The organism is Paraburkholderia sp. GAS82 (genome assembly GCF_050436285.1).
GTDB classification, from domain to species: domain Bacteria; phylum Pseudomonadota; class Gammaproteobacteria; order Burkholderiales; family Burkholderiaceae; genus Paraburkholderia; species Paraburkholderia phenazinium_B.
This window is the reverse complement of the sequence record NZ_JBNDLX010000001.1, coordinates 1,401,133-1,426,246: the sequence shown is the minus strand read 5'-3', so window position 1 is coordinate 1,426,246 and position 25,114 is coordinate 1,401,133. Positions and strand designations below refer to the sequence as shown.

Genomic DNA, 25,114 nt, shown 5'->3' with positions numbered 1-25,114 from the left:
GTGCAGCATGAGACGGCGCGATTTTCTTTCGATGACCACAGCGGCAGGCGCGGCCCTTTGGCTGCCGCGGGCGTTCGGTGCGCAGGGCGTGAGCCAGTCCGATGCAACGGCGGCAACGACGCTCGCGCGCGGCGGTTACGGCAATCTGCTGATTCTCGTAGAGTTGAAAGGCGGCAACGACGGACTGAATACAGTCATCCCTTACGCGGATCCTGCTTACTATCAGTTACGCAAGAACATCGGCATCAGGCGCGAGCAGGTCATCCAGCTCGACGAGCGCACGGCCTTGCATCCCTCTTTGCAACCGCTGATGCCGCTATGGCAGAGCCAGCAACTGGCCATCGTGCAGGGCGTCAGCTATGCACAGCCGAATCTCTCACATTTCCGCTCTATCGAGATATGGGACACCGCCTCGCGCTCGGATCAATATCTTCGCGAAGGCTGGTTGACACGCGCGTTCGCGCAGCACGCGGTACCGCCGAGTTTTGTCGCGGACGGCGTGGTGATCGGTAGTGCCGAGATGGGGCCGCTCGCCAACGGCGCACGGGCCATTGCGCTCGTGAATCCGGCGCAGTTCATCAAGGCTTCGCGCCTCGCGACGCCTGTGTCGCTGCATGAGCGCAATCCCGAGCTCGCGCATATTCTCGACGTCGAGAACGATATCGTGAAGGCCGCCGACCGGCTGCGTCCACGCGAAGGTCAGTTTCCGCTCAAGACCGCTTTTCCGCAGGGCGCGTTTGGGACTTCGATCAAGACGGCGATGCAAGTGCTGGCCGCTGGCGACACCCCGCAGGGCAAGCCGCTGAACGGGCAGGGCGTGGCAGTGATCCGGCTCACGCTCAACGGCTTCGACACGCACCAGAACCAGCCCGGGCAGCAGGCCGCCTTGCTCAAGCAGCTCGCGGAAGGTTTTGCGTCGATGAAGTCGGCGCTGGTCGAGTTGGGACGTTGGGACAATACGCTGGTCGTGACCTACGCGGAGTTCGGACGCCGGCCGCGCGAGAATCAGAGCAATGGGACCGATCACGGCACCGTGGCGCCGCATTTCGTGATGGGTGGACGGGTGCGCGGCGGCTTATACGGTGCGCCGCCGGTGCTGACGCAACTGGACGGCAGTGGCAACTTGCCGGTGGGCGTCGACTTCCGCCAGATCTATGCGACCGTGCTTGGGCCGTGGTGGGGACTCGACGCTACGGCGGTGTTGCAGCAGCGCTTTGAACCGTTGCCATTGCTGCGTGCGTGAAATTTCGCGCCTGGTGCCGAGCGCCGGCTGGCGACCGATGCGGCGATGCGGTGTGCTGGTGTTGTGTGGTTGTGGACACGGGTTCAGCGTTGGCGCGCGCCGCGCCACGCGACCCACAGCTTGCGGATTGGCGTGAGCGCGATGCTTTGATGCAGCACGTGGTAGCCATCGCGTTCGATCTCATCGAGCAACGCCAGCGCGAGAGCGGCCTGAGCCCGCAGGGTGCGCTGCGTGCGCCGCTCGCCGGCAGGTATCGCGGCGAGGGCGGTGTTCAGTGCTTCGCGGGCGCGCTTCGTCTGAAAGCGCATCAGCTCGGTGAACGCGTCACTGTATTTGCGGTTGATCACATCTGCCGCGGTGACGTTGAAGCGCTGCATTTCGTCGACCGGAATATAGATGCGCCCGTGCCGCGCGTCGTTGCCGAGTTCGGCGATCAGTTGCGCCAGCAACATTGCCTCACCCAGCGGTGTGGCCCATGAAGCAGCCTGCGCTGGGTTGTGCGCGGTGGCGCGTGCGGTCAGCGTGGCAAACGTGCCGCCGACACCCTGCAGGTAGCGCCGCAGATTCGGGTAATCGAGGTAACGGGCCTGGTCGAGGTCCATTTCGAAGCCGGCCAGCAGCGTTTGCAGCGCTGGATACTCGGCTTCCATGGCTTGCGCGCCACCCCTCATATGAGCGGTGAGCGCCTTCGATACCGGATGCGAGGGCGCGCCTGCTGCCAGTGCCGCGATTTCCTTTTGCCACCACGCGAGCTTGGTGCGGCCAACGGCCGGATCGCTGGTTTCCTTGACGGTCTCCTCGAACTCGCGGCGCAGTGCAAACAGGGCGGTCAGGAGCGGCCGGCGTCCTGCTGGCGCCTCGCGCAGCGCGTAGTAGCTGCTCGAACCGGGGAGCGCCGCTTTCTGCTGGCAATATTCGTCGAAATTCACTTGAATGGAGTGTGGGGCTGAAGCGCGGTGGGGACGGCGTGTATGCCGTACGAACATTAACCAAAAATTGTAGCATCGACATACGTCGGGCAAATGCAGACAAGCGCAAATCAATCGGTTAGAATCTCGCGCTTACGCTTTCGGACGTACGTCAAACCGGCTCCTGCTGGCGAAGTACGGCCGCTGGCGAGCCACACATCGGGCGCGGCGCGCATGCGCTTGACCCGGCGCGAGGATGGCGAAATTGGTAGACGCACCAGGTTTAGGTCCTGACGCCAGCAATGGTGTAGGGGTTCGAGTCCCCTTCCTCGCACCAAAATTTCCTTTAAAATCAACATACCGCAGTTTTAAGCTGGCAAAAATCTAGCTGGTTTTTGCCAGCTTTGTTCCCGAAATGCCAGCAAATTTGCCAGCTTTCCCGGCGAACTTCTCGACGGCGCGATTTCCCGCTTCGGTGTCCGCCGATGGCATCCAGCGGCCATATACCCGGGCGATCATTGTCCAGTCCGCGTGACCCATCTGCTTAGCTACCCACATTGGATGTTCGCCGGCCGACAGCATCATCGATGCGTAGGTGTGACGGGTTTGATATGGGTTCCGGTAGCGAACACCAGCGTGCTTGAGCGCGGTCTGCCAGACACGCCAGATCTGATGCGATCCCGAGAAGCGCTGGCGCGTTGTCGGGTTGACGAACACCGGCCCATCCAGATCGACGAGGAACGTGATCGCCTTTTGCGCGAGGAGCGCGGCGCGTGCCGGGTCGAGCAGCTTCACGTCACGACGGCCAGCGTCGGTCTTGGGATACTCGGCGACACCTTTGGCCTCCCGCGTGATCGCGCGCCTGACGCGCACGTACCCACCGATGAAATCAATATCCGACCAGTTGAGTGCGATCGCCTCGGACGTGCGCAGCCCGGTCCAAAGGAAAAACTGGGCAAGCGTGTTTTCACCCGGCCGCATTTTCGAAACGATGGCCGCCTGTTCATCCGGGGTGAACGGGTCGACGTCGTCCTCAGGCTCGCCCTCGACAGGTCGCTCGACACGGGAGTATGTATAGCCGGCCAATGGATTAGCGTCGATGATCTCGTCGTCGACCGCATCGGCGAGCGCCGAGCGCATGCAACTCTGTATGTTGGAGAGGCGCTTGTTCGTGACCTTCTCGTGCCGCTTTTCGTCGATCGTGGCCAGCCAGTCGCGAATGGCGGCGCGCTTGAGATCGGACAGAACAAGCTTTCCGAACTTCGGAATGACCAACCGGTTGACGATTCCGTAATAGCCCTTGTAGGTCGACGCCTTGACCTCAACCTTTTTGCGGGTCAACCAGCTGTCGAAATATTTTTCAACTGTGAGCACGTCGCCGGGCTGTTCGGCGAATGCCGGCGCCCGGTCGGATTTGGGAAACGTCTTGACGTAGTCGAACTCACCCTTTTCGATCGCGTGCAGAATTGCAGCGCGGAATTGGGTCAGCTTTCGAGTGTTGGCAGCACAGGGCTTCGCTTTGACTCGCTCGCGGCACCTTTTACCCTGGAAAGAGAAGGTGATTTCATAGCTGGAGTCGGAAATGATAGCGACTCCTGTCCCGTTTCTACCCATCGGTTGTAGGCCTCAAAGTCCACCATGATCTTTTTTGTGCCGGGCTCATACTTCCAGACAGAACCCTCAGGCCAGATACCCTTGCATTTTCGGGTGTAAACGGCCGCTGCACTCAAGCCGGTCAGCTCGCAAAATTTGGCGATTGTCATAAAGTATGCCATGACAATCCTTTCAGGCCGTCTCGACAAAGCCGAGCACTGCAATTTGAGTCTCGTTGCTCATGGCTTGTCCTTCGCCGTCCGCTCAATATAGAACTCGCCCTTGCACAACTGCCGCGCCGGGTTGACATCGAGTCCGAATGGATAGGTGCGCCCGGTGATTGCAGTGCGTCGCTTCAGGACTTCTTCTTGGACGCAATACGGTTCAAGGTCTATATCCATTCCGCAATGCTCGCAGCCGTTGCCGCAGCCGCCGTGACAGGTCTTTCCCTCGTTCACTTGGACGCCTCGATGAGTTGGTCAAGCCCCCGTTCAGCGCGCCACTCGTTCACGGAGCCGTCACCATCAAGGACGACGCGCGCAGCCATAACCGCAGTCTGGACGGCTTCCTTTCTCACGTTGGCGCGCGATTCATCCAACACGGCCTTGCAAAGCTCGCCAAACTCCTCGGCGAGTGCAATCGTCATGATTCGGTCGCCAGGGAATTTCGCCCGCGCACGCCGCAACTCTGCGCGAACTTCATCAAGGAAAACATCGACCTCACCCGGGGCTTCCACCCTTGATGGTTGCGCTGCTGCGGGATGGGTGAAGAGCGGTGGCAGATCATCAAGCCACTTTTGCACCTCCCAACCTGCCCACATCTTGCGAAGCGATACCGGGAACTGAAGGTCATATGCCTCCGAGGCTGACGCTATTGGAGCGGGAGGGGCGGCGGTGATCGACCAGTCGTGATGCCACATAAACGCGCAGTAGGCAGCCACGTCGCGCGGATCGCCCTTGGCAATATGCCGAAGCAACTCCTCGCGGCATCTTTCCTGCCAGTCGTCGGCGAGCCAGCCGTTGCCATACCCATATTTACGCTGCGCCGACAAAAGCTTGTTAGCGACAGCACGCGCGAACCGCCGCACGAGCTTCGCAGTATCCGGGTTTAGCTCGTCTGAAATCACGGGCTCGATCTCCGCTATTGCCGCGGCAGGCTCGGCGGCACTTTCGTATGTGACTGTGAAAATATCGGGCTTGCAGGGATACAGTTCCCCTTGGACGCCGCGGATGATCCAGTCTCCCGCATCCCCTCGCATGACGCCTTCGAGCGTTGGTATTTCTACCCAAGGCTGGTCGCGGGTCATTTTTCCCATGCCGTGGAGGATGACGGCGTTTAACTGGACGGCTTCCGCCCACCAGTCTGGTGCCGTTAAATCCATGCGTTTCGAGATCTGCACGGCCTCAATCACCACAGGCTTTTTGCGATATTCCGTGTTCATAGCAGCTCCAATTGTTCGAAAGGCATATCAGGCCATGTCATCCAGCTTTTGCGGGCGTTCGGCAGCCAGTGAATGATCTGCAGGTTGTAGTCGACGTGAAGCCCGCAAACGAGCTTTCCGGCGAGCGGCACGATATGGTCGACGACGTATTGCTCGCCTGTTTCGCGCGTCAGGCGTTCGGCCTCGGCATAGATTGCGCGGATCTTCGCCTTGTCGGCCCACGGCGGCGTGGCGCGCCGCTCGCGTGCACGCCGCCGCATGCCGTGCTGGCGGCTGGTGCGCAGGATCGGCGATCGCCGCTTGACGATCACGAACAGCGGGCCCGGGCAGTCGCCGCCCACCAGATCAAGTGGCATCGTCATTGCTCTCTACCGGGAGCGGGCGAACATGCCCCGTCTTGAGGTTGACGAATGCTCCGCACCAAGAGAGGCGACCGTGCCGGAAAAACTCCCAGAGGATCCCGAGCGCTGGCGTGACGATCGCCTGGTTGATGAAAAGCTCCTGGCGCTCGAGCGCTTCGGCGAGGCCGCAACTCGGCGTGTCGTCCTCAGGCGCAGCCGTGTCGATCAGCTCGGGAAGTACTTCGTACGGCCAGCGCAGCCGCGAGCCGGTGCCTTCGCGAGGGCGAGCGGTACCGAAGACGACCTGTCCATCGCTGGCGCGATTGCCGAGGTCCATCAGGTAGGCCGAGGTGTTCCGCAGCGCTGCATTGAGCTTCGCCCGCGCAGCTGCGCTGTCGACGCACATGATTGCGATCGATGGCCCGACGTGAACCATTTCCTGCGCCGTTGCGAACGTCGGCCGTGCAATCCAGTCGAGCCCGAAAAACGCGTTGAGCCGGTGGATGAGCACGACGCTCTTGTATTGCCCCACATCGGCCGGGCTGAACATCTGGCGGCCGATATTCGCCTCGCTCACCGTATCGCCGTCGAACGCAGTGACGCGCAAGCCCGGGTGGCCGAGCGCAGTCAATGCGTGATTCAGGCGCGCGAGGCCTGTCAGCATCTGCGACCCGTTGCCGCCGCAGCCGACGAGCGCGATATCGACGCGCCGGTCGAGTAGGTGAGTGGGCGTGATATGCATTACGCGGGCTCCCGCGCCTTGAAAATGGCTTCGACGGGCACCTTGAGCGGAATCGTCAGGCCGAGCACGCAGAGGCGGAATGCAACGCTCGGCATGTCGCCGTCGCCAACGCCGCCGAGCACGCCGGAGATCTTTACCTCGCCGGCATCGTCTTCGTTGTCGACCGGGCTGAAGAACGCCTGCCCGTGCCCATGGCTATGCAGGTCGATAGCGAGCGACTGGTGAGGCGGCAACTCCGGTCGATCGAACGAGATCGCGCCCGGCGTTGCATTCTTGACGTTGAGCGCCTTGTATTCGAGCTGCTGCTTTTCGGCGTCCCAGACGATCCATGCAGCATGCTCGTCGGGCGCCGCATTGCGGGCTTCCTCGGCGAATGCCTGGATGATCGGGATCGCCACGCCGAGCCGGCCGAACTTGAGTTCGATTTTCGGCATGATGAGGCCATAGGGCGGCCGCGGCGCGCCGTCCGGAAGCTTGGACAGCATCTGGATCACATGCAGCCATGGCCGGCGCACTTCGACAAAGAAGCCTTCGGCCGTCGCGAGGAAACGGTGGCCGACATCCTTCAGCGGTTCGAAGGTCGCATGCTTGGGTACCGCGAGTGTCGGCGCGCTGTCATAGAGCGCAATATCGAACGACAGACCTTCGCTCTCCGGATCCGCGGCGATCGCGCGCGGCTTTGCATTGCGAAGCTCTTCCGCGACGCCGGCTGAAAAACGGTCAAGTGCATCGGCAATGCCGTGCAGGCCTGCCTTGGTTGCTTCCTGAAACTGGGCGAGCAGCTGTTCCATATCAATCCTCGTCGGATGGGTTGCCGATCGCATCCGCGAGTGTTTTTTTCGCGTCGATCAGGCGGTCAAGGGGGAATTCGGCGCCGTCGAGAAGATCGAGCCACAAGCGGACAGCGCCGCCGCGCCTGTGGATAAGTCGGTCGTTATTCGGGTGCGTGAAGCGACTGCGGAAAAACGCGTCTTCGAAACCCTCGACGCTGGCCATATCGATGCGGTCGGGCAGTGTCACGTTGCCAGTGCAGATCAGCCCGTCTTTCCACACGTTGTAATACGGGGCATTGCAGAGTTTCGTGCCGGGCCCGGGCCGCACGTTGTCGCGCAGCGCGTACACCGACCATTCCTTGCGCTCGACGACGAACACAAGCGGCGGATGGTTGGTCACGCCGGCGCGCTCGCCGATCGCATCCGTCGACTTGAACCACACGCAACGAGGCCTTGCCGGCAGCCACCATGCAAGCCGGTTCGGCGCGAGGTAGACGACGCGCTCATGCAGAAACCCGCGATAGCTGGTGCGGCGATCGGCGATTTCCGCGATGTCTGCCAGCTGCTCAAGCGTGACAGGCGTCCCGGCGAGCAGCACTGGCTTGCCGCCGATCACGCGCGCCGGGTGGCGCGTCGCGTAAATTTGATGCGTCGTTTTCGACTTGTAGAACAGAAATCCGGAATCGAGCTCGAGCTCGATATCGCCTTCCTGAACGATGGCGACCGTGCTCATACGCGCACCATGATCCGCGCGAGCCGGCGGTCGCGCTCTTCGAACAATGTAAGCACCCGCTCAACGCACTTGGCTAGCAGCGCGGTGGCTTCCATTTCCTTGAGCCACCTGGAGAAATCGCTGCCTGTCACCTTGAGCGGCGTCACGCAGCTGGCGATCACATACTCGCCGTCCGACGTGCTGTGCAGAAAATCATCCATTACACGGCCAAGCTGGTCGTCCGGATGCCAGCGCAGGAGCAACGAGTAATCGATAAGGTCCGCACCGACGTCATCGCAGCGAACATCCGCGAATGGCCCATAGAATGTGACGACGTTCCAGAGCGCGTCCATTGCCTCGACGACTTCGCGGGCATAGTCGTTGCGCGCAGCGGCGCGCCGAACCTGATTACGCGTCAGCTTGCGCCGTGGGAAAACGGCCCACTCGGGCATCCCTTCGAAGAATGTCTTGCGCGTGAAAACGTCCGTGACGGTCAGCAGATCTTCGAGCGTCTTGACGTCGTGCATCGACATCATTTCGGCGAGGGCCTCGGTTTCGTCCGCTTCACCGTACCAGTAGCAATACGAGGCAAGCCCGAAAATGCACGCCGGCGTCGCGGCCTGTGGAAGCATGCGAAAGGCGTCATATAGCGTCGCGAGCACCGTCTGGCCGAGCCCCTCGCGCACTTGCTCGAGAGCCTCAAGCGCATAGCCGATGAACATCTGCGGACACGAAACCGGCCCGTGCTCGGTCTGGATCGCAGCCCATACCGTATCGCTCTCGGCTGCCATCGACGGGTAGCAGCCTTCGGGCGTCGCTTCGATACGAAGTCGCCAGTCGAAATACCGCATGCCCTCGGTGATGTGATCCCATCGCCGTGTGAGTGCGCGAGTGGCCAGCTCGAGCTCGTTCTTTGGCCGCTTCACGAGATCGGCCTCGGTAATCACATTCCCGTCGAGCAACGACAGTGTCAGATCGCGGGCGAACGTGCGGCCGACGCCGATCGTATAGCTGGCGGGGATGTCGTTCAGCGCGGGCACCGAAAGGACGTCGAAGCTCACGGTAGCACCGGCATGCTGAATACGGGCGCCCGCAATGCCGCGCCCGATGTGTTGATTGCCAACGCAGCGTGCAGCCGTCGCATCAGCGCGCTTCCGGCATCGTCGAGCGAGATCAGGTTCGGCTCGGCGTTGCGAAACACGCCGCCCTCGATATCGGCGCGGACCTGCTCGAGCGTCAATGCGGCGCCCTTGGTGCCGACGGCGCGGCGGAACGTATAGACGTTCCGGTTGCCGATGACCTCGGGCCCTTCGATCTCGGCGTTGACGATCTCCGGATAGGTATTGCCGTAGAAGTCGCGAACCTGCTGCAGGCTGAATGCCGGTGATGGGTCAGCGAGGCGCGCGCCGTTGTAGCGGAATTCCCGGATGAGGTTTTCGGTTTGCATGGTGGCGCCTCACAGAAGATCGACTGCGCCGTCGTCGGTCGCATCGCTGGCGGCCGGCTCTTCCGCAACCGGATCCGCGGGCGACTCCTGTTCATCCGGAGGCGCCTCGCCTTCGGAGTTGTCGAGGCCGGGAATCTGGGTCTGACGCGGATCGACCGCGGGAGTATCGCCCTCGTCCGGAGCCTCCGCTTCAGCGGTGCTGGCAGCATCCGCAGCTGGTGCGGGAAGCGCGGGAGTCCTCGGTTTGCGGCCCGGCTTGCCTTTGGCTGGCGCCGGGAGCGCGGGCTTCGCACCTTCCGGAGCATTTGCCGCGCTGGCGGCGCGCGCCTGATCGAGCACGGACTGCGAGCCCGGCGAATAGATCTGCACGGCCTCGGCGAAGTCGCTGTCGAGCTCGTCGGGCGTACCGAGAAGGGAGAGTGGGTAAAGCGTTTTTTCGGACTTTTCGTCCTTCGACTTCGGCATGACGTTCACGCGCAACTGATCACCTTCGCCGACGATGAGAATCGTCAGCGAGTTGTCGCGAGCGAGCGGGAACAAGGATTTGAAGAGAGTCATGGATTCCTCTGGGTTGGTCAGGCGGCAACGGGGTCGTAATTACGATCCGCGAAATCGGGATCTCCCGGATAGCGCGGCGACCCGTCCGCGCGCATCCAGCAAAACAGGGAGCCGCGGCGGTGCGGGAACCAGTAACCCTCGCAGTCGCAGCGCGTTTTTGTCGTGTCGCGCCGGTTCATCCAGCGATCGATACGGTAATTGCGCTTCCCGCAGCAACGGCACCGGGGGGGCGACACGTATTCGCTGAGCCGTTTCGGCAGGCATCGGCGCGTGAGGCAGTGGCGGCATCGTACGTGACATCGCATCGTTAATCGTTGTCTCCGCTGGCGCGACGGCGCCCGTCATGAGCAATGACTCGCGGTGCGATTTGCTCGGCTTTGACACGACGGCGCGCTGCTGCCTCCAGAACCCGGCGCAGCGGGCCCGGCGCAAGCGCGTCCATAGCCGATCCATGGCAGCGCATTTCGCGGAACTCGCGCGAGATCTGTTCGGAGGTAACGGGCGGCAGCGGTCGCATGTCAGTTCCTTCGGGAAAACTCCCAGATGAGGCCTACCGTGACGCCGAGAAAACCGGCACCGCCGACGGCCATCAACACGAGCGAGATCAGATCGAAGCTATTCATTGCTGGCGCCTCAAACGCAGCGAACGACGCTGCAGCGGTTGATCTGGGCGTCGGCGCCGTCGAGCAGCGTGCTAACCGCGCAGATGCCGAGCACGACGACGATCGCAATGAGCCATGAGCGGAGATAGGCGAGCATCGTCAGGCACCCAGAAAGCGGCAGATGCCTTCGGCAACGAAGTGAGCAGCGACAATTGCCGCCAGGCAGATAAGCGGGCGCTTCGTCGTGCGGCGTTCGAATTGCTGGAGCTCGGCCGTCGTCATGCGGCCGGCGAAATAGCTGACCTCGTCGCGGCAGCGGGACTTCGCGCTGTAGGTGAATTGCGGGCGTCGACGATCGGTCTCGTCGCAGAGAAAGGCAGTCATGCGCCGGCGCTCGTCGTCCGTCCAGCGGCGCATGCGATTGCCGATCGGGCCTTTCTGGCGAGCACCGATGTTGATGTAACGGTCGTCGCGATCGCCATAGATCTCGTCGACGGTCAGGCCGAGCAGGTCAGCGAAGGTAATCGCGCCTGACAGGTTTTCCTTGCGGATTCGGATCAGATCCATTTTTCGCCTCGCACACGTGACTGGTGTTTGAGGCAAATATACCTAACGGGTTTGCAGTAGTCAACACCTGTTGGGTGTATATCTGGAGAAAAATAAAGCCCGCGTTGCGCGGGCCCCGTCGGGTCTGTCGCGGGAGCGCGACGAATTGTTAAGGCGTTTCGCCGGCTCGGGTCTGTTTGGCCTCCCATGCTTCGACGGTGTCGCGCACGAAGCGACCGATTCTCTCCTTTTCCTCGAGCGGAAGCGCTTCGAACCGCGCGCGCTCGGTAGCAAACGGCCAGCTGACGATTTGCGAGGCATTCGCCGGAACTGGCTGCCCGTCGCCGTCATGAAGCGTATCGAACCAGATGGCGGGCAGCCCGAAGGCATCCATCGCTTTCTTGACCGTTTCATCTCCAATGCGCTTGGTCGGGCTCTTCCCCATGTAAGCCTGTAATAGCTGGGGAGACATCCCGATGCGCCGCGCGAGTTCAGCGGACGTGAGCACGTCTTCGCGATCACGAAGCCGGCGGAAGTTGATCAATCGAATTTGCCAGATATCCATGCCGCCATTAGATGGGTATATACCGAACGGGTAAATGCCTCTGACAGGTGTATTTGAGGTTGCATTCATAAACCTACCCGGTATATGATTGACGGGAACAATCTAACGAGTGACGCCGCCGATGGACTTCAAGTCTTTGTATCAAGCCCTGTCCCCGACCGAGCGCGAGCGGTTCGCTGCGCTCGCAGGGACCTCGCGCCGGTACATCGAGATTCACCTGGTGACGCGCCGCAAGACGCCTAAGCAGGCCTTGATGAAGAGCCTTGCTGGCGCCTGTGAGGCGTTCGCGTGGCCCGTGACGCAAGCCGATCTGCTGGCTTTTTTCTATCGGACTGCGACCGCTGAGACGGCGAGCGCTGCTTGAACTGAACTTTATTTGTGCCCTGCAGCAAAGGCACTCAATGGAAATTGAAGGGAGTTGCCGATATGGCTAAGCCGAATATCGAACAGACATTGCGGGACGTCCTGACGGGACCCGATCGAAAACGCGTGGCGGAGCAGCTGGGCTGGGATGCATCCGAGGTCAGCCGCTTTCTGAGCGGCCAGCGTGGCGTGCTGATCGCCGAGATCGACAAGGCAATCGACGTCGCGGGCTTTGCGCTCGTTAGTCGTCCTTACCTCGATGCGATTTCAACGCTTTGCAAGGTCGGCGCCGCGTGCGAGTGTGCGCGGCAGGGCGCTGGCGAGTGCGGTGTGCGGTAGCCGTTGATGCTCGCCCAGCTTGCCATAGGTCTTTTTGGGGTCGCGGCAGTTTTCCTGTCTCAGGATCCGCGCGACAGTCGTCGCCGTTTCGCGTGTCTGCTCGGGCTGGCGGCGCAGCCCTTCTGGTTTTACACGACGTGGCACGCCCATCAGTGGGGGATTTTCATGCTGTCGTTCTTTTACACATTTTCCTGGGCGCGCGGGTTTGTGTCGCACTGGGTCCGGCGGTCGCCATGAGCGAATTCAAGATCGAGAAGGGCATTGCGCCACCCCCCCCAAGAGCATCGTCTGCGTGGCATCCGTTCGGGCTGATGGAGCCCGGCGATTGCGTTTTCATCCCGGTCAAGCCCGGTCGGAACGTGCCGTTTATCCGGCGAGCCGCCGGGCAGTTCGGTCGCAAGAAAGGCTGGAAGTTCACGACCCGCGAGCAGTCCGGCGGCGTCCGCGTTTGGAGGCTTGAGTAATGCCGAAACTCAACCCGAACCATCCCGTCACGCAGCTGATGGACGACGAGTTCATGCACAAGCTTTGCGCGGTGCTGGTGATGAAGCTCGGCGGCCGCGCTGAGATCACGATCGCCGACTTTCACGCACTGGGGACGTACATGGGCAACAGCGCGCCGGTGCTCGTGACGCATGCTCACCCGGAGAGTATTGAACTGAGGCTCGTCGACCAGCGGGAAGCCGAATCTCTTGCTCGCGAGCACGGGGGGCTGCCGATATGAGCCTCTACCACGAAAACTTCGTCTGGCCGCTGCACATGCAGGGCCTCAAGAAGCTGGTGCTTTGCTACGTTGCCCGCCAGGCGAACCTGAAGACCGGCGAAGCGCACGTAACGATCCTCGACGTCTCGTACCAGACGGGGATGAGCGATAGCGCCGTGCGCAACTTCCTGAAAGAGCTCGAGCTGGATGGCCACGTCACGCGCGTTCCAACGCCCGGCAAGCGTCTGAACTACCGCGTCAACCTCGGAGATCGCCAATGCTCGGTCTGACGCTGCTGCTGCCCATAGGCAGCCTCAACGCAATGACGCAGGCCGCTGAGCTGGCGCCGCGCACGCCGGAGCCGCAACCGGAACCTGAACCGGCCGTGTGCGGTTCCTGCGGCGCCGTGAAGAATGAAAACGGCGAACTGCCGTGCGACCACTGAGGCCATCGCTTGCGAATTGCAGACGTCCTGCGCGAACTCGGCCGGCCGATCGCGTATTACCCATATCTGAGCCGCTACCTTGGCGGCGTCAACGCCTGTGTCCTCTTTTGCCAGCTGTTCTACTGGCAGGACAAGGCCTTCAGCGAGCTCGGCGTGCATAAGACATCCGAAGAGCTTCAGCACGAGACCGGTCTCTCCTACGAGGAGCAGAGGGCCGCGCGCACGGCTTTGCGTGCCTGCGGCGTGCTGGTCGAGACCTCGCGGCGCATCGAGCACAAGATCTATTTCCGCATCGACGAGGACGCGCTCGAGCGTCTGATCGAGGCGGGGCCGGTCGCAAAGAAGCGCCGGAAAGCTGGCGCCGCGAAATCGAAAAAGGCCGCTCAACCGCATGGGAAAAGTCCATCTCCCGAAATGGGAAAAGTCCATTTCGGGAAACCGGAAAAGTCCATTTCGGGAACTGGGAAAAGTCCATCTCCCGAAATGGGAAAACCCGATCCCGCGAACCAGGAAAAGTCCGCGTCGCGAACAGGTCAAAGCCTCGTTCGCGGAGAGGGAAGTTCCCAGGTCGTTAACGAATGGGTGAATACATCAGAGATTACAGCAGCAACGCGCGCGAGCGACGCTGTGGATAACTCGCCTGCCGCTGCTGCTGCCAATTCGAAAAACGAAAAGCCGGACCCCGAGCGCGACCTCACGGATCTGCTGGTTGAGCTTGAGCAAAAGCGCGGCAAGGTGCTGGCCATCGATCGAAGCCGTGACCGGGTGCATGTGCTGACGTGGATCGGCAAGGGCGTCACGCCCGAGCGACTGCAGCTGGCGCACGCGTCTGCCGTCGGCGCCCGTGATCGCGATGGCGACGACCGGCCGACTTTTTTCGGGTTCGTCTCGAAGTTCATCGACCAGGCGCTGGCGCCGCAAAACGCTTCGGCCGTCGGCGAGCCGGGCGAGTGGTACCGGAATCCGGATAGCGTCGATGCGCGAGGTGCCGAGCTCGAGGTGCGTGCGCGCAAGGCAGACGAGGACTGGCGGTACTACCGCGTGCTGGTGGCGAAGGCTTCGCGCGAGTCGCGGGCCATCGAATTCGTGCTGGCGGACGCCCAGCGATTCAACGCAGTCGACCTCTACCAGTTCGCGCGCACGACGTTTGGTGACGCGCTGATGCCGGTGGACGACTACGCATCGTGAGGGGAGACGCGTAATGGGCAAACGTTGGGACGAACTCGAAGACGCGATCCTGCTCGAAATTTCGAAGCGCAGGCACGTGCTGCTCGACGAGATGCACCGCTTGCCGGGCCGCACATATAACGGCGCGCGCAAGCGGGCAAGCGTTCTCGAAATCACTTTTCGGGTAAAGCCATGGTCTGACCGCGAGCGGTTGATCCTGCGGCGCATCTACCGGTCGGACGACTCGATCAAGGCGGCCGTCGCACGGCTATTGCCGGACCGCACATACGTGATGGCGAAGAGCGAGGCGCAGCGCCTTGGTATTTCGGGCTCGAAGCCGTCGCGCAAGGGCTATGGCTATTCCACAATTTTTCGTGGCATCGAGCGCTTGCTCGCCGGCGGTCGCATGGAGTCGATGAACTGCCTTGCGTCCGAGCTCGGCGTGACGGTGTGTGGGGTTCGGTCAGCGATCAAGCATCAGCACGGCAAGCGCATTCGCGTTGGCGACTATCGCCGCGTGAATGGCGGCGGATTCGCGAAACTTTGGGTTCTTGGTGCGGGTCCCGACGCGCCGCGGCCGGCGCGCAAGTCCGCAAAGGATGCATGCCGATCCTATCGCGAGCGGCAGCGCATTCGCAGTGGCGATATCAATCCGTTCGCCGGCCTGATGACCTCTCCGCAGCAGGTGAGCGCATGAAGAACAGCGGATTCGTCCGGAAGCCCGGAAAGACCTACGCAACGCTTGTGCGCACGTCGACGCTCAAGCGCGCGGGCCCGATCAGGTCGCGCCGCAAGCGGCCGACCGTGGCCGAGGGCTCGCGCTTTATCGACGCATGCCGCGGCGAGGAGTGCTATCTGCGCGTTCCTGGCGTGTGCTGCAGCGTTGGCTGGGCTCATCCGTCGGTGGTCGACTGCCACTCGAATCAATCTAAGCACGGGAAGGGCGGAGCGCTGAAAGCGAAGCACGAATTCACGGTGCCCGGATGTGCAGCCTGCCACCAGTGGCTCGACTTTGGACCGGCACCGCGTGACGAGAAGGTGCTGGTGTTTGATGCCGCGCTGGCGCTCTGGCTGCCGGTGCGCGCGCGAAAGATGGGCCTGCCGACGCCGGAGGCCGCTTGATTCTGACCGTTCAAATCCCGGTGGCGGTAACGCGGCCGTATGGGCGCGGCGGTTCCCGACTCAGCTACGAAACCACGCTCATGCCGATTGTGACGAACTGCGTCGCGATTCGTCGCGCGCCGGGCGGTCTGCTCGAGGCGGATGCGTTCATCAAGGATGAATACCGCGGACAGATTGAGGGGCCTGCGTCGAAATGGATTGATACCGAATACCGGCGATGTGTCTGCCGCGCTGACGAGAACCGCAAAACGTTGCGTGATTTTCTCGAAAGCGGCGACGCCGAATGGGATTTGCGAGGTGACAAATGAACATCGAGCAGCTGGCGGGTGCGGATCTCGATTACTGGACGGCGCGCGCCGAAGGCCATATTGCTGAACTGTGCGGTCTTCACGGCCTACGCTATTGCCGCATCGACGTCTATCCGGACGGCCATCAGTTTTACCAGCCTACCGAAAATTGGCTTCTCGCGGCGGCGATCGCGCACCGCCGGCGATATACCCAGTATCCGCGCCTCGACCGCTACAACGATGCCACCCATCAATGGGTTTGGCTCGCCGAAGCGCAGCAGAACTCGCAGTTCCATGGCCAATTCGTCGACGCATCGCCTCGCGTCGCCATCTGTCGCCTGCGGGTCGCCGAAGCAATTGCCGAGGGCTCGCTGAACGTCGATCGCGAGCCGGTCGCGCGCGAGCCGGATCCTGTCTATGAGCAGCTCGGCATCTCAATGATGAATGACGAGCAGGCCTTTGCGAGCTTTCAACGGTGGAAAGAGCTTTGCCGACCTTCCGCCTATTCCGCTGTATCCACCAAGGAGCAATCGTGATTAAACCAACCCGCGGCCGCGTCGTGCTTTTCACTCCGCATAAGGAAGACCAGGTTGCGCACGGCGGCGAGGCACTCGCCGCCATTATCGTGCACGTTCATTCGGACACCGTCCTTAACTTGAGCGTTTTCGACGCGTTTGGCCGGCTTCATCCGCGGCCGAGTGTGCCCTTGCTTCAGGAGGGCGACGGAAAACCAGTAGACGGCGGATACGCTGAATGGATGCCCTACCAGAGGGGCCAAGCGGCGAAGACTGAGCATTTGGAAAAGCAGGTCGCGGCATCGCTTAAGTCCGAGGGGAATCTGGTCGGTGCTTCAACCAACGAAGCTTCGGAACATCCGGCGGGCGGCGGAGTTAGCTTCAGCGCGGCGCTTATTTGTCTCAAGGACGGCGCTCGCGTCGCTCGCCAGGGATGGAATGGCAAAGGGATGTTTGTCTATTTGGTGCCCGCTGCGTCGTATCCGGTGCAGACCGGTGCGGCTAAGGCTCACTTTGGCGAGGGTTCGCTAGTTCCATACAACGCGTATCTCGCGCTCAAGGGCGTCGACGAGACCGTCAGCACGTGGGTCCCTAGCGTGAATGATTGTTTGGCCGAGGACTGGATAGTCCTCGAGTAACTCCACGCAGTACAAACCCAACGGAGATCATCGTGAGTGAAGTTCAAGGAAGCGGAAACAACGCGCAGCTTATTGACGAGATCGCTGACGCGATCCAGCGAAACGAGGGCGCGATGCAGACCCTGCAGCAGGCTGCGAGCCAGCAGGGAAACGGTACAGCCGGGGCGGATTCGTCGAGCGCCTCCTCGACGGCGAGCCAGTCTGGTTCCGGTCAGGCCGGTGAGGCAGTCGACGAGGGAAACGCGATCAGCGGTGCGGCATATGCGGAGGATGGCGCCGGCACTGCGCTGAATTCGGATGTGGCGTCATCGATCCCGACGAGCCAAGCGAGCGATTCGGCGCTTGGTGGTGACTTGGGAAACGGCCAGCCGCAACCCACTGGTTCGATCGACACATCGAACATGTCGGCGGATACCGATGCGACGCTGACGAGTGGTGATGCGGGAAACGTTGGCGCGGGATCTGCGGGGTATGCGACGTCGATCTCGTCGAATTCGGATTTGGATTCAGCTGCCCGCGCTGCGGAATCTTCGGGTGGTGAAGACCCAAACGCCGGTGTGTTGCATGCGGACGACTATGCCGCCGCAGGGCAGCAATCCTATGCCGGCGTTGCATCGCTCACGGCCGGCACCGAGGGAGCCAACGCTACCGCGTCCCTTTCTAGCGGATCGGTCAACCCGAACGTTCTGACCATTACTGGCCAGGATGCTGAGAAAGGCCGCCTCGCGATCGCGCGCATTCGCAAGTTTCTCTGGTCGTACAACGAGCCGGACGTCTCGCATCTTCATCGCGAGCTGGACACGCTCGCGGCGATTTTCGGATAGGCCAACGCCGCGGCCTTCGCCGCGGCTTACCGGAGCTGCTCATGAACTCACTATCAAATCTGGTCGGGCTGATTTTGCTCGGCGCGTTGTTTTACCTGTTGGGTATAGGCGTCATTATCGTCGCCGGCCTGATCCTGCATGGACTGTTTTTCGATCATCCGGAGGGCCTCATGTTGGTCGCGATGGTCATCTGGACGCTTCTGTGTCTCGCCGTGGCCTTGCGCGGCGCTTACCGGATGCTCGCGCGAGGGTTCTAGTGTGGGCAGAAAATCGGCACTCACCGATGAGCAGTGGATAGAGATCGAGCGCAGGCATCTTGTCGGCGGCGAGAAGGTGCGTGCACTCGCGAAAGAGTTTGGCATCGACGAATCGGCGATTCGCCGCAGGATTAACCCGGATAAGTCCGCAAAGTCCGCAGGCGAGTCCGCGCCTAAGTCTTTGAAGGAATTGGCAAAGGAAAAGGCCGATGCTGATTCTAACGCTCGCCGTATCTCCGCGGATATATCCGCATTGCCGCTCGCGCGGCAGCAGATTGTGCTCGATCTGGCGGCCGAGTTGACTGCGGTCAGCGTTCATCTCGCGGCGGCAGCGAGGTACGGCGCGGCAACGGCGCATCGTTTGTCCGGCATTGCGAACGCGCAGGCGGAGCAGATCGACGACGCTGATCCGCTTAACGCCCAGAGCGTGATGGCGCTCAAGGGGATCTCGGCGCTCACCAAGATGGCTAACGACGCGAGCGAGATCGGGGTGAACCTGCTGCGCGCGAACAAGGAAGCTGTCGAAGATATCAACAAGCGTGCCCAGGAAGCGGCGCGCATTGAGAACTACACGGATGAACAGCTCGACCAGCTCATCGCAGAGCGCAGCGCAGCCCTCAGATTCAATTCTTCGGGCCAAGGCTGAACTCGCGACGGCGCTGCTCGAGAAGGCCGAGCGGCGTGCAAAGAACAAGCTTAACTACTTCACTCCATACGAATGGCAGCTGCAGTTCATCGCGGCCGGGGCTGAGAACCGGCAGCGGCTGCTCATGGCGGCGAACCGCGTTGGTAAGACTGAGCTCGCGGCTTACGAGCTGGCCTATCACCTGACTGGACGCTATCCCGAATGGTGGACCGGCTACCGGTTCAGGCGGCCAATTCGCGCTTGGGCGCTGGGCGTTTCAGGTGAGCAGATTCGGGACGTCATCCAGCGCAAGCTGTTCGGCGACTTTGACGGCGATCGTCCGGATGGGAAGGGCACGGTGCCGGCGTCGTGCATCGGCGAATTCATTCGCTCGCCGCAGACGAAGAACCTGATCAAGGACATCAAGGTTCAGCACGTGAGTGGCGGCTGGTCGACGCTGTCGCTCAAGGCGTACGAGCAGGGTCAGCACGTGCTGATGGGCGATTCGATCGATTACATCTGGATCGACGAGGAACCTCGTGATCAGGCGATATACCCGCAGTGCCTGACGCGCTCGCTGACTGGCGACGACAACCGCGGCGGTCTGGTTGCGATGACGTTCACGCCGGAAAACGGCATGACGCCACTTGTATCGCAGTTCATGGAGGATCGGCAGCCGGGCCAGTATCTGCTGAACGTGACGTGGGACGATGCGCCGCACTTGAGCGAAGAGGCAAAGGCCCAGATCCTCGCAGCGTACCCGCCGCATCAGCGCGAGATGCGCTCGAAGGGTATTCCGGCCGTCGGCTCAGGCCTGATCTTCACTGCGTCCGACGATGCGATCAAGATCGATCCGTTCAAGATTCCGGAGACGTGGTTCGTGCTGAACGGCCTCGACTTTGGTTGGGATCACCCTCAGGCGCACGTGCAGACGGCGTTCGATAAAGATGCCGATGTGTTCTACATCACGCACGCCTGGCGAGCTTCGCACAAGGATGCATCGCAGGCTCGCATCGCCGTGCAGGGCTGGGCCCGCGACATTCCCTATGCGTGGCCGCATGACGGGCTGCAGCACGAGAAGGGCGGCGGCGAGGAACTGAAGAAGCAATACGCGTCAGCCGGATTCAAGATGCTGCCCACGCACGCGACGTGGCCGGATGGTGGCAACAGCGTCGAGGCGGGTGTGTGGGAGATGCAGGAGCGCATGCTCAACGGCCGCTGGAAGGTTTTCTCGCACCTGAACGAATGGTTCGAGGAGAAGCGGCTCTATCACCGCGACGAGAACGGCCGGATCGTGAAACAGCGTGATGACCTGATCAGCGCGTCGCGATACGCCTACATGATGCGGCGGCTTGCCGTAATCAACAAACCAAAGATCGACGTCGCGAACCCGCATGGGATCGTGCCAACGGTCAATCACTGGAACCGATGATGGGTAGCTTCAAAGAGCGTCTGGAGGACGACCATCTCGCGATATTCGAATGGTTCGTAAAGGAATGGGCGAGTCATTTCGGCGTCGATCTACGTTGGCTAATTTACGTGCGTTGGGCTGAGGATGCCGAGGACTCGGCTGCGAACGTTTATTACGACGATGATGCGCGGCACGCGGTGGTGCAACTGACTAGGGATTACAGCGGGATATTGCCGCTGGGCCCGATGGTTCTGGCGCGGTATGCATGCCACGAAATCGTCCATATACTCCTGGCGCCCATCGCCGAGCTGGCCGAGCAGGGCGTTCCGCGGGGCGTAAAGACAATCGGCCTCGAGCACGAGATCGTGCAGACGCTGGTGCAGATCTCGATGCGCGACCACTACGACAGATTGAGGGCGAGCTGCCCGATAAAGGCTTGATGATGGCAAAGACCAAGGCAGAGCGGGACGCGGACCTGATTGAGGAGTCGACGCTCCACTTCGATATGGCCTACAAGAGCCAGCAGGAAGTGCGGCTCAAATGCCTGCAGGACCGTCGGTTCGTGTTCGTCGACGGGGCAATGTGGGAGGACGCGCTCAAGCTGCAGTTCGACAATAAGCCGCGCTTCGAGGTCAACAAGCTGCATATGTCGTGCGTGCGCATCTTCAATGAGTACCGGAACAACCGCGTGTCGGTGCAGTTTCTGCCGTGCGACGGCGATGCCGACCACGAGACCGCCAGTTTCCTGCAGGGTAAATACCGCGCCGACGAGCGCGATGGCGGTGGTCAGGAGGCCGACGACAACTGTTTCGAAGAGGGCGTCGCTGGAGGAATGGGTGCGCTCCGGCTCCGCAACGTCTATACCGACCCCTACGACGAAGACGACGACACCCAGAAAATCATTTTCGAGCCGATCTATGACGCCGATTCGTCGGTGTTCTTCGACCTGGGTGCAAAGAAATACGACAAGTCCGACGCCAAGCGCTGCTGGGTGATCCAGTCGATGGCGCGTGATGAGTACCACGATAAATACGGGCAAACGGACGACAAGTTTGACCCGTTCAACATGGAGGGATCGGGTGCGCGCACGTTCCGCAAGGTTCAGCACATGACCGAGTTCGACTGGTTCACACCGGACGTCATTTACATCGCCGAGTATTACAAGGTCGAGGAAAAGAAGAAGCGCGTGCACGTGTTTCGGCTGCTGAACCAGAACAAACGCGACGTGAAAATCGACGAGGACAAGCTCGACGATAAGACCCGCGAAGACATGGAGGCGCAGGGCTATAAGGAGATCCGTGTCCGTACGGTGAAAGAGCGCAAGGTGCACAAGTGGGTGCACGACGGCGGCCGCGTGCTCGAGGATGAAGGGTATATCGCAGGACGCAATATCCCGGTCGTGCCGTTCTACGGCAAGCGCGCCTATATCGACAACCAGGAGCGGATCATGAGCCACATCCGCCTGGGTAAAGACTCGGCGCGGCTCTTCAACATGTTGGTGTCGTTCCTGGCCATGCTTGCATCCGAGTCGCCGCGCGAGAAACCGATTTTCACGCCGGAGCAGATTGCTGGCCACCAGGTGACCTGGGCCGAAGACAACATCAAAAACAACCCATATCTGCTGATCAATCCGATCACGGATATTCAGGGCAATCTCATGCCGGCGGGGCCAATCGGCTTTACGAAACCGCCTTCGGTGCCGCCGGCGCTCGCGTCTCTGATCGAGGTGATCGCCGCGTCGATTCAGGAGGTGACCGGCAATCAGGAAGCCGGCGAGAAGATGATGTCGAACGTCTCCGACGCACTGGTCGAGCGTATCCAGAATAAGGTAGACATGCAGGCGTTCATCTATATGGACAACTTCTGCAAGACGAAACAGCGCGTCGGCGAGGTGTGGCTCGACATGGCTCGGGAGATCTACGACGAGGAACAGCGGCCGGTCAACGTGATCGGGAAAGACGATACGCGTTCGATGGCCAAGCTGAAGGATGTCAAGATGGTCGATGGCGTCGGGCAGGTGGTGAACGATCCCACCAAAGGGAAGTACCTCGTCAACGTCGACACGGGCCCGGCATTCAAGAGCGCGCGCGACGCTACGGTGCGATCGCTCGTTGGCATGCTGCAGTTCATTCAGGATCCGCAGCTCGCGTCGATCGTAATCTCTCTGATTCTGGCCAACATGGACGGCGAAGGGCTCGACGACCTGCAGGAATTCCTGCGCATGCGCCTGGTCACGATGGGTGTCGTTCAGCCGTCCGAGGCCGAGAAACAGAAGCTGCAGGCGCAGCAGCAGGCGCAGGCTAACCAGCCGCCCGACGCACAGACCCAGCTCACGATGGCCGCCACCGCCGAAAAGAATGCTGGCGCCGCGAAGACGCACGCCGAGACGGTCGCGAAATATGCGGACGCGGCGAACAGCAGGGCGGATGCAATCGCCAAGCTGGCCAATGCGCGCCGCGACGATCTGATGGGCGCATTCCAGATCCTGCAGTCACTGATCTCTCAGACCAGCGAGGATGCGACGGCAGCATCGACGATGGCTCCTGCTGCTGCGCAACCGATGCCCGCATCGCCCTCAATGGCAGCGACATCGCAATAGTTAAGCATGGGCGCGATGCGCGAATTCGTTTCTTGAGTTTCGCATCGCTAACGATTAGAAATGTACGCGAACGGCCCCCGTAGCGCCTAGCTGCGAGATACCACGGTGATTTATGGACGAAACGGCAGATACGACGAACCTGGGTTCGGAAAACCCGGACAACCCCGAGTTAGATGAGGGCTCAACGGCAACGCCGGAGACGCCCGAAACTGACGACGCTGCGAGCGGCGCGCAAACCACTACCCCTGAAACCGGTAGCGAAGGCGCACCCACCGAAGGCGCGGGCGAAGACGAGTTCGAATTTCAGTTCGGCGACGAGGCCCCGCCTGCCTCAGGTAGCCAGGAAGATGCAGCAGCACCGCAGTGGGTAAAGGATCTGCGCAAACAGAACACGGAAGACCGGCGACGGATCCGTGAGCTGGAAGCGCAATTGCAGCAGAAGCAACCGCAGGCCCCCGCTGTTCCGACGCTCGGCGCGAAGCCGAAGCTCGAGAACTTCGACTATGACGAAGGCAAATACGATGAGGCGCTGTCCAAATGGTACGAGGACAAGCGCAAGGTCGATGCCGCGCAGGACGATCAGCGGAAGGCCGAAGAGGCGCGCCAACGGGAGCGAGACGAACGTCTCGTGACCTATAAGACGGAAGCGTCGTCGCTGAAGCGCAAGGATTTTCAGGAAGTGGAGAGCGATGTGATTGCCGCGCTCACGCCGGACCAGCAGGGCATTCTGCTACTCGGCGCGGACAAGCCGGCGGCTTTCATCTACACCCTGGGACGTTACCCCACGAAGCTGCGCGAACTGGCCGCCATCAAGAATCCCGTGCGGTTCGCATTTGCGGCAGCAAAACTTGAGAAGGATCTGAAAGTGACCTCCCGCAACACGAACGCGAAACCGGCGCCCGAAGGGCGCGTTGAGTCATCGTCTGGCGCTCCGGCGGTTGGCGGTGGCGAGAAGAAACTCGAGCAGCTGCGGGCCGAGGCGGAACGGACCGGTGATTATTCGAAGGTCCATTCGTACAAACGGCAGTTGAAACAGGCGCAATCGCGCAGGTAGACGTCGCCGCTGCTCCCTGTCAATTCACATGGGAGCTGTTGCAATGAGCAACGCATTTTCGAAGGAAGAGCGGGTAGCGTTCGAGCAGATCCTCGAAGGTTTCGAGGACGCACTGGTGCTATCGCGCCTGGTCAACGTGTACACGAGTGACCAGCAGCAGATGGAACGCTCGATGAACATCATCTGGCGCCCGATGCCGTACATCGCCCAGTCGTATAGCGGTATCGACATGACTGGTAATTTCAATTCCCAGACGCAGCTGTCCGTGCCCGCAGCGATCAACAATCCGCGATCGGTTCCGTGGGCGATGACCGCGCTCGAGCTGCGCGATGCGCTGCAGGAAGGTCGTCTCGGCCAATCGGCAAAGCAGAAACTGGCTTCCGACATCAACGTCGCGGTCAACTCTGCAGTGACGGGGCTTGGTTCGCTCGTCGTGCAGCGCACTGCGGCCGCGTCGGGCTTCGATGACGTCGCTGCGATCGATGCGGTCTACAACGAGCAGGGCGTGAGCATGGAAGATCGTTTCGCCGCCTACTCATCGCGCGACTACAACTCGATGGCGAGCAACCTGGCGGCGCGTCAGACCATGCAGGGCCGTCCTGAGACTGCGTACGACAAGGCGTATATCGGCGAAGTGGCGAACTTCGGCGTGTACAAGATGGACTACGCTCCGCGCATTCTCGCGGCGGCCGGCGGCGCGATCACGATCGGCGCAGCGAACCAGTATTACGTGCCTCAAGCCACGACCGCAGCGCCGGGCGGCGAAGTGACCAACGTCGATAACCGCTTCCAGACGATTCAGGTAAGCGCGACCGCGGGCGTTCTGGCCGGCGATTGCTTCCAGGTCGCAGGCGTCGATTCGGTTCACCACATCACGAAACAGGACTCCGGGCAGCCGAAGACCTTCCGGGTGATCTCGGTGGTCGACGGTACACATTTGCAGATCACGCCGCCGTTCATCAGCGGTCAGGGCGGTTCGAATGCCGAGCTGTGCTACCAGAACGTGAGCGCGACGCCGGCGAATGGCGCGGCGATCACCTGGCTGAACATCGCTCCGTCCGCGCTGAATCCGCACTGGAAGAAAGACGCGGTCGAGCTGCTGCCGGGCCGTTTCGCGATGCCGACGGATGCAGGTGTCCAGGTGCTGCGTGCGACGACCGAGCAGGGCATCGAAATCATGCTGTCGAAGTTCGCGAGCATCGATACCCTGAAGACCAAGTATCGGGCTGACGTCTTCTTCGGCGTGGCGGTGCTCAATACCGAGATGTGCGGCGTCGAGCTCTTTAACCAGTAA

Annotated in this window: 35 protein-coding genes and 1 tRNA gene; 22 read left to right on the top strand and 14 right to left on the bottom strand. The window is 61.4% G+C overall.

What is annotated here, in order from left to right; genetic code table 11:
• Positions 1 to 7 precede the first annotated feature (7 nt).
• Entirely contained in the window at positions 8 to 1,243 is a 1,236-nt protein-coding gene (locus tag P3T17_RS06360; RefSeq protein WP_429405425.1) for a DUF1501 domain-containing protein, read from the top strand.
• A gap of 83 nt (positions 1,244 to 1,326) precedes the next feature.
• Here P3T17_RS06360 and P3T17_RS06355 read toward each other — a convergent pair whose 3' ends face one another.
• Positions 1,327 to 2,172 (bottom strand): squalene/phytoene synthase family protein, encoded by an 846-nt coding sequence (locus P3T17_RS06355; protein WP_429405423.1) that lies wholly within the window; start codon positions 2,170 to 2,172, stop codon positions 1,327 to 1,329.
• Between the two features lie 229 nt (positions 2,173 to 2,401).
• Here P3T17_RS06355 and P3T17_RS06350 point away from each other — a divergent pair.
• Positions 2,402 to 2,488 (top strand) — tRNA-Leu (locus tag P3T17_RS06350).
• A 47-nt stretch (positions 2,489 to 2,535) separates the two neighbouring features.
• Here the strand turns inward: P3T17_RS06350 and P3T17_RS06345 are convergent.
• The 13 genes from P3T17_RS06345 to P3T17_RS06285 form a co-directional block, all read right to left on the bottom strand.
• A complete protein-coding gene (locus tag P3T17_RS06345) occupies positions 2,536 to 3,765 on the bottom strand; it encodes an Arm DNA-binding domain-containing protein (protein WP_429405421.1) in 1,230 nt (409 codons plus the stop codon).
• 218 nt (positions 3,766 to 3,983) lie between these two features.
• Positions 3,984 to 4,202 (bottom strand): hypothetical protein, encoded by a 219-nt coding sequence (locus P3T17_RS06340; protein WP_429405419.1) that lies wholly within the window; start codon positions 4,200 to 4,202, stop codon positions 3,984 to 3,986.
• Positions 4,199 to 5,185 (bottom strand): hypothetical protein, encoded by a 987-nt coding sequence (locus P3T17_RS06335; RefSeq protein ID WP_429405417.1) that lies wholly within the window; start codon positions 5,183 to 5,185, stop codon positions 4,199 to 4,201. Before P3T17_RS06335 ends, P3T17_RS06340 begins: the two co-directional genes overlap by 4 nt.
• Positions 5,182 to 5,547, bottom strand: coding sequence for a hypothetical protein (locus P3T17_RS06330; RefSeq protein WP_429405415.1), 366 nt, complete (start codon positions 5,545 to 5,547; stop codon positions 5,182 to 5,184). The genes P3T17_RS06335 and P3T17_RS06330 overlap by 4 nt, the downstream gene beginning before the upstream one ends.
• Positions 5,531 to 6,268 (bottom strand): PRTRC system ThiF family protein, encoded by a 738-nt coding sequence (locus P3T17_RS06325; protein WP_429405413.1) that lies wholly within the window; start codon positions 6,266 to 6,268, stop codon positions 5,531 to 5,533. Before P3T17_RS06325 ends, P3T17_RS06330 begins: the two co-directional genes overlap by 17 nt.
• A complete protein-coding gene (locus tag P3T17_RS06320) occupies positions 6,268 to 7,059 on the bottom strand; it encodes a PRTRC system protein A (protein ID WP_429405411.1) in 792 nt (263 codons plus the stop codon). Before P3T17_RS06320 ends, P3T17_RS06325 begins: the two co-directional genes overlap by 1 nt.
• A 1-nt stretch (position 7,060) precedes the next feature.
• Positions 7,061 to 7,774: a PRTRC system protein B gene (locus P3T17_RS06315; protein ID WP_429405409.1), complete on the bottom strand. Its 714-nt coding sequence runs from the start codon at positions 7,772 to 7,774 to the stop codon at positions 7,061 to 7,063.
• Positions 7,771 to 8,814, bottom strand: a complete 1,044-nt coding sequence (locus P3T17_RS06310) for a PRTRC system protein F (RefSeq protein WP_429405407.1) — start codon at positions 8,812 to 8,814, stop codon at positions 7,771 to 7,773. Before P3T17_RS06310 ends, P3T17_RS06315 begins: the two co-directional genes overlap by 4 nt.
• A complete protein-coding gene (locus tag P3T17_RS06305; protein WP_429405405.1) occupies positions 8,811 to 9,200 on the bottom strand; it encodes a PRTRC system protein C in 390 nt (129 codons plus the stop codon). Before P3T17_RS06305 ends, P3T17_RS06310 begins: the two co-directional genes overlap by 4 nt.
• A gap of 9 nt (positions 9,201 to 9,209) precedes the next feature.
• Positions 9,210 to 9,758: a PRTRC system protein E gene (locus P3T17_RS06300; protein WP_429405403.1), complete on the bottom strand. Its 549-nt coding sequence runs from the start codon at positions 9,756 to 9,758 to the stop codon at positions 9,210 to 9,212.
• A 633-nt stretch (positions 9,759 to 10,391) separates the two neighbouring features.
• Positions 10,392 to 10,517, bottom strand: coding sequence for a hypothetical protein (locus tag P3T17_RS06295; RefSeq protein WP_429405401.1), 126 nt, complete (start codon positions 10,515 to 10,517; stop codon positions 10,392 to 10,394).
• Positions 10,518 to 10,519: 2 nt separating this feature from the next.
• Positions 10,520 to 10,927 carry a hypothetical protein gene (locus P3T17_RS06290; protein WP_429405399.1) on the bottom strand — a complete coding sequence of 136 codons (408 nt, stop codon included), beginning with the start codon at positions 10,925 to 10,927 and terminating at the stop codon, positions 10,520 to 10,522.
• 148 nt (positions 10,928 to 11,075) lie between these two features.
• Positions 11,076 to 11,471, bottom strand: coding sequence for a helix-turn-helix domain-containing protein (locus P3T17_RS06285; protein WP_429405397.1), 396 nt, complete (start codon positions 11,469 to 11,471; stop codon positions 11,076 to 11,078).
• A 121-nt stretch (positions 11,472 to 11,592) separates the two neighbouring features.
• Here P3T17_RS06285 and P3T17_RS06280 point away from each other — a divergent pair, with 121 nt between their 5' ends.
• The 20 genes from P3T17_RS06280 (at position 11,593) to P3T17_RS06185 (ending at position 25,114) form a co-directional block, all read left to right on the top strand.
• Positions 11,593 to 11,835 (top strand): hypothetical protein, encoded by a 243-nt coding sequence (locus P3T17_RS06280; protein WP_429405395.1) that lies wholly within the window; start codon positions 11,593 to 11,595, stop codon positions 11,833 to 11,835.
• A 62-nt stretch (positions 11,836 to 11,897) separates the two neighbouring features.
• A complete protein-coding gene (locus P3T17_RS06275) occupies positions 11,898 to 12,173 on the top strand; it encodes a DNA-binding protein (protein WP_429405393.1) in 276 nt (91 codons plus the stop codon).
• A 233-nt stretch (positions 12,174 to 12,406) separates the two neighbouring features.
• Positions 12,407 to 12,637, top strand: coding sequence for a hypothetical protein (locus P3T17_RS06270; RefSeq protein WP_429405391.1), 231 nt, complete (start codon positions 12,407 to 12,409; stop codon positions 12,635 to 12,637).
• Positions 12,637 to 12,897, top strand: coding sequence for a hypothetical protein (locus P3T17_RS06265; RefSeq protein ID WP_429405388.1), 261 nt, complete (start codon positions 12,637 to 12,639; stop codon positions 12,895 to 12,897). Before P3T17_RS06270 ends, P3T17_RS06265 begins: the two co-directional genes overlap by 1 nt.
• The gene (locus P3T17_RS06260; protein WP_429405386.1) at positions 12,894 to 13,166 is read left to right on the top strand and encodes a hypothetical protein; all 273 of its coding nucleotides are present in this window, start codon (positions 12,894 to 12,896) and stop codon (positions 13,164 to 13,166) included. Before P3T17_RS06265 ends, P3T17_RS06260 begins: the two co-directional genes overlap by 4 nt.
• Positions 13,154 to 13,321: a hypothetical protein gene (locus P3T17_RS06255; RefSeq protein WP_429405384.1), complete on the top strand. Its 168-nt coding sequence runs from the start codon at positions 13,154 to 13,156 to the stop codon at positions 13,319 to 13,321. The genes P3T17_RS06260 and P3T17_RS06255 overlap by 13 nt, the downstream gene beginning before the upstream one ends.
• A 9-nt stretch (positions 13,322 to 13,330) precedes the next feature.
• A complete protein-coding gene (locus tag P3T17_RS06250) occupies positions 13,331 to 14,509 on the top strand; it encodes a hypothetical protein (RefSeq protein ID WP_429405382.1) in 1,179 nt (392 codons plus the stop codon).
• Positions 14,510 to 14,522: 13 nt separating this feature from the next.
• On the top strand, positions 14,523 to 15,185 hold the full coding sequence (locus P3T17_RS06245) for a hypothetical protein (protein WP_429405380.1): 663 nt from the start codon (positions 14,523 to 14,525) through the stop codon (positions 15,183 to 15,185).
• On the top strand, positions 15,182 to 15,610 hold the full coding sequence (locus P3T17_RS06240; protein ID WP_429405378.1) for a hypothetical protein: 429 nt from the start codon (positions 15,182 to 15,184) through the stop codon (positions 15,608 to 15,610). Before P3T17_RS06245 ends, P3T17_RS06240 begins: the two co-directional genes overlap by 4 nt.
• Positions 15,607 to 15,918 (top strand): hypothetical protein, encoded by a 312-nt coding sequence (locus tag P3T17_RS06235; protein WP_429405376.1) that lies wholly within the window; start codon positions 15,607 to 15,609, stop codon positions 15,916 to 15,918. Before P3T17_RS06240 ends, P3T17_RS06235 begins: the two co-directional genes overlap by 4 nt.
• Positions 15,915 to 16,433, top strand: coding sequence for a phage protein NinX family protein (locus P3T17_RS06230; protein WP_429405374.1), 519 nt, complete (start codon positions 15,915 to 15,917; stop codon positions 16,431 to 16,433). The genes P3T17_RS06235 and P3T17_RS06230 overlap by 4 nt, the downstream gene beginning before the upstream one ends.
• Positions 16,430 to 17,050, top strand: a complete 621-nt coding sequence (locus tag P3T17_RS06225; RefSeq protein ID WP_429405372.1) for a DUF2829 domain-containing protein — start codon at positions 16,430 to 16,432, stop codon at positions 17,048 to 17,050. Before P3T17_RS06230 ends, P3T17_RS06225 begins: the two co-directional genes overlap by 4 nt.
• A gap of 32 nt (positions 17,051 to 17,082) precedes the next feature.
• Positions 17,083 to 17,874: a hypothetical protein gene (locus P3T17_RS06220; RefSeq protein WP_429405370.1), complete on the top strand. Its 792-nt coding sequence runs from the start codon at positions 17,083 to 17,085 to the stop codon at positions 17,872 to 17,874.
• 41 nt (positions 17,875 to 17,915) lie between these two features.
• Positions 17,916 to 18,131 (top strand): hypothetical protein, encoded by a 216-nt coding sequence (locus tag P3T17_RS06215; protein ID WP_429405368.1) that lies wholly within the window; start codon positions 17,916 to 17,918, stop codon positions 18,129 to 18,131.
• A 1-nt stretch (position 18,132) separates the two neighbouring features.
• Positions 18,133 to 18,777 (top strand): helix-turn-helix domain-containing protein, encoded by a 645-nt coding sequence (locus P3T17_RS06210; RefSeq protein WP_429405366.1) that lies wholly within the window; start codon positions 18,133 to 18,135, stop codon positions 18,775 to 18,777.
• A complete protein-coding gene (locus P3T17_RS06205) occupies positions 18,707 to 20,188 on the top strand; it encodes a terminase large subunit domain-containing protein (RefSeq protein WP_429405364.1) in 1,482 nt (493 codons plus the stop codon). The genes P3T17_RS06210 and P3T17_RS06205 overlap by 71 nt, the downstream gene beginning before the upstream one ends.
• Positions 20,188 to 20,607 (top strand): hypothetical protein, encoded by a 420-nt coding sequence (locus tag P3T17_RS06200; protein ID WP_429405362.1) that lies wholly within the window; start codon positions 20,188 to 20,190, stop codon positions 20,605 to 20,607. Before P3T17_RS06205 ends, P3T17_RS06200 begins: the two co-directional genes overlap by 1 nt.
• Positions 20,607 to 22,766: a portal protein gene (locus tag P3T17_RS06195; protein ID WP_429405360.1), complete on the top strand. Its 2,160-nt coding sequence runs from the start codon at positions 20,607 to 20,609 to the stop codon at positions 22,764 to 22,766. Before P3T17_RS06200 ends, P3T17_RS06195 begins: the two co-directional genes overlap by 1 nt.
• Before the next feature lie 112 nt (positions 22,767 to 22,878).
• A complete protein-coding gene (locus P3T17_RS06190; RefSeq protein ID WP_429405358.1) occupies positions 22,879 to 23,820 on the top strand; it encodes a hypothetical protein in 942 nt (313 codons plus the stop codon).
• 43 nt (positions 23,821 to 23,863) lie between these two features.
• Positions 23,864 to 25,114: a P22 phage major capsid protein family protein gene (locus P3T17_RS06185; protein ID WP_429405356.1), complete on the top strand. Its 1,251-nt coding sequence runs from the start codon at positions 23,864 to 23,866 to the stop codon at positions 25,112 to 25,114.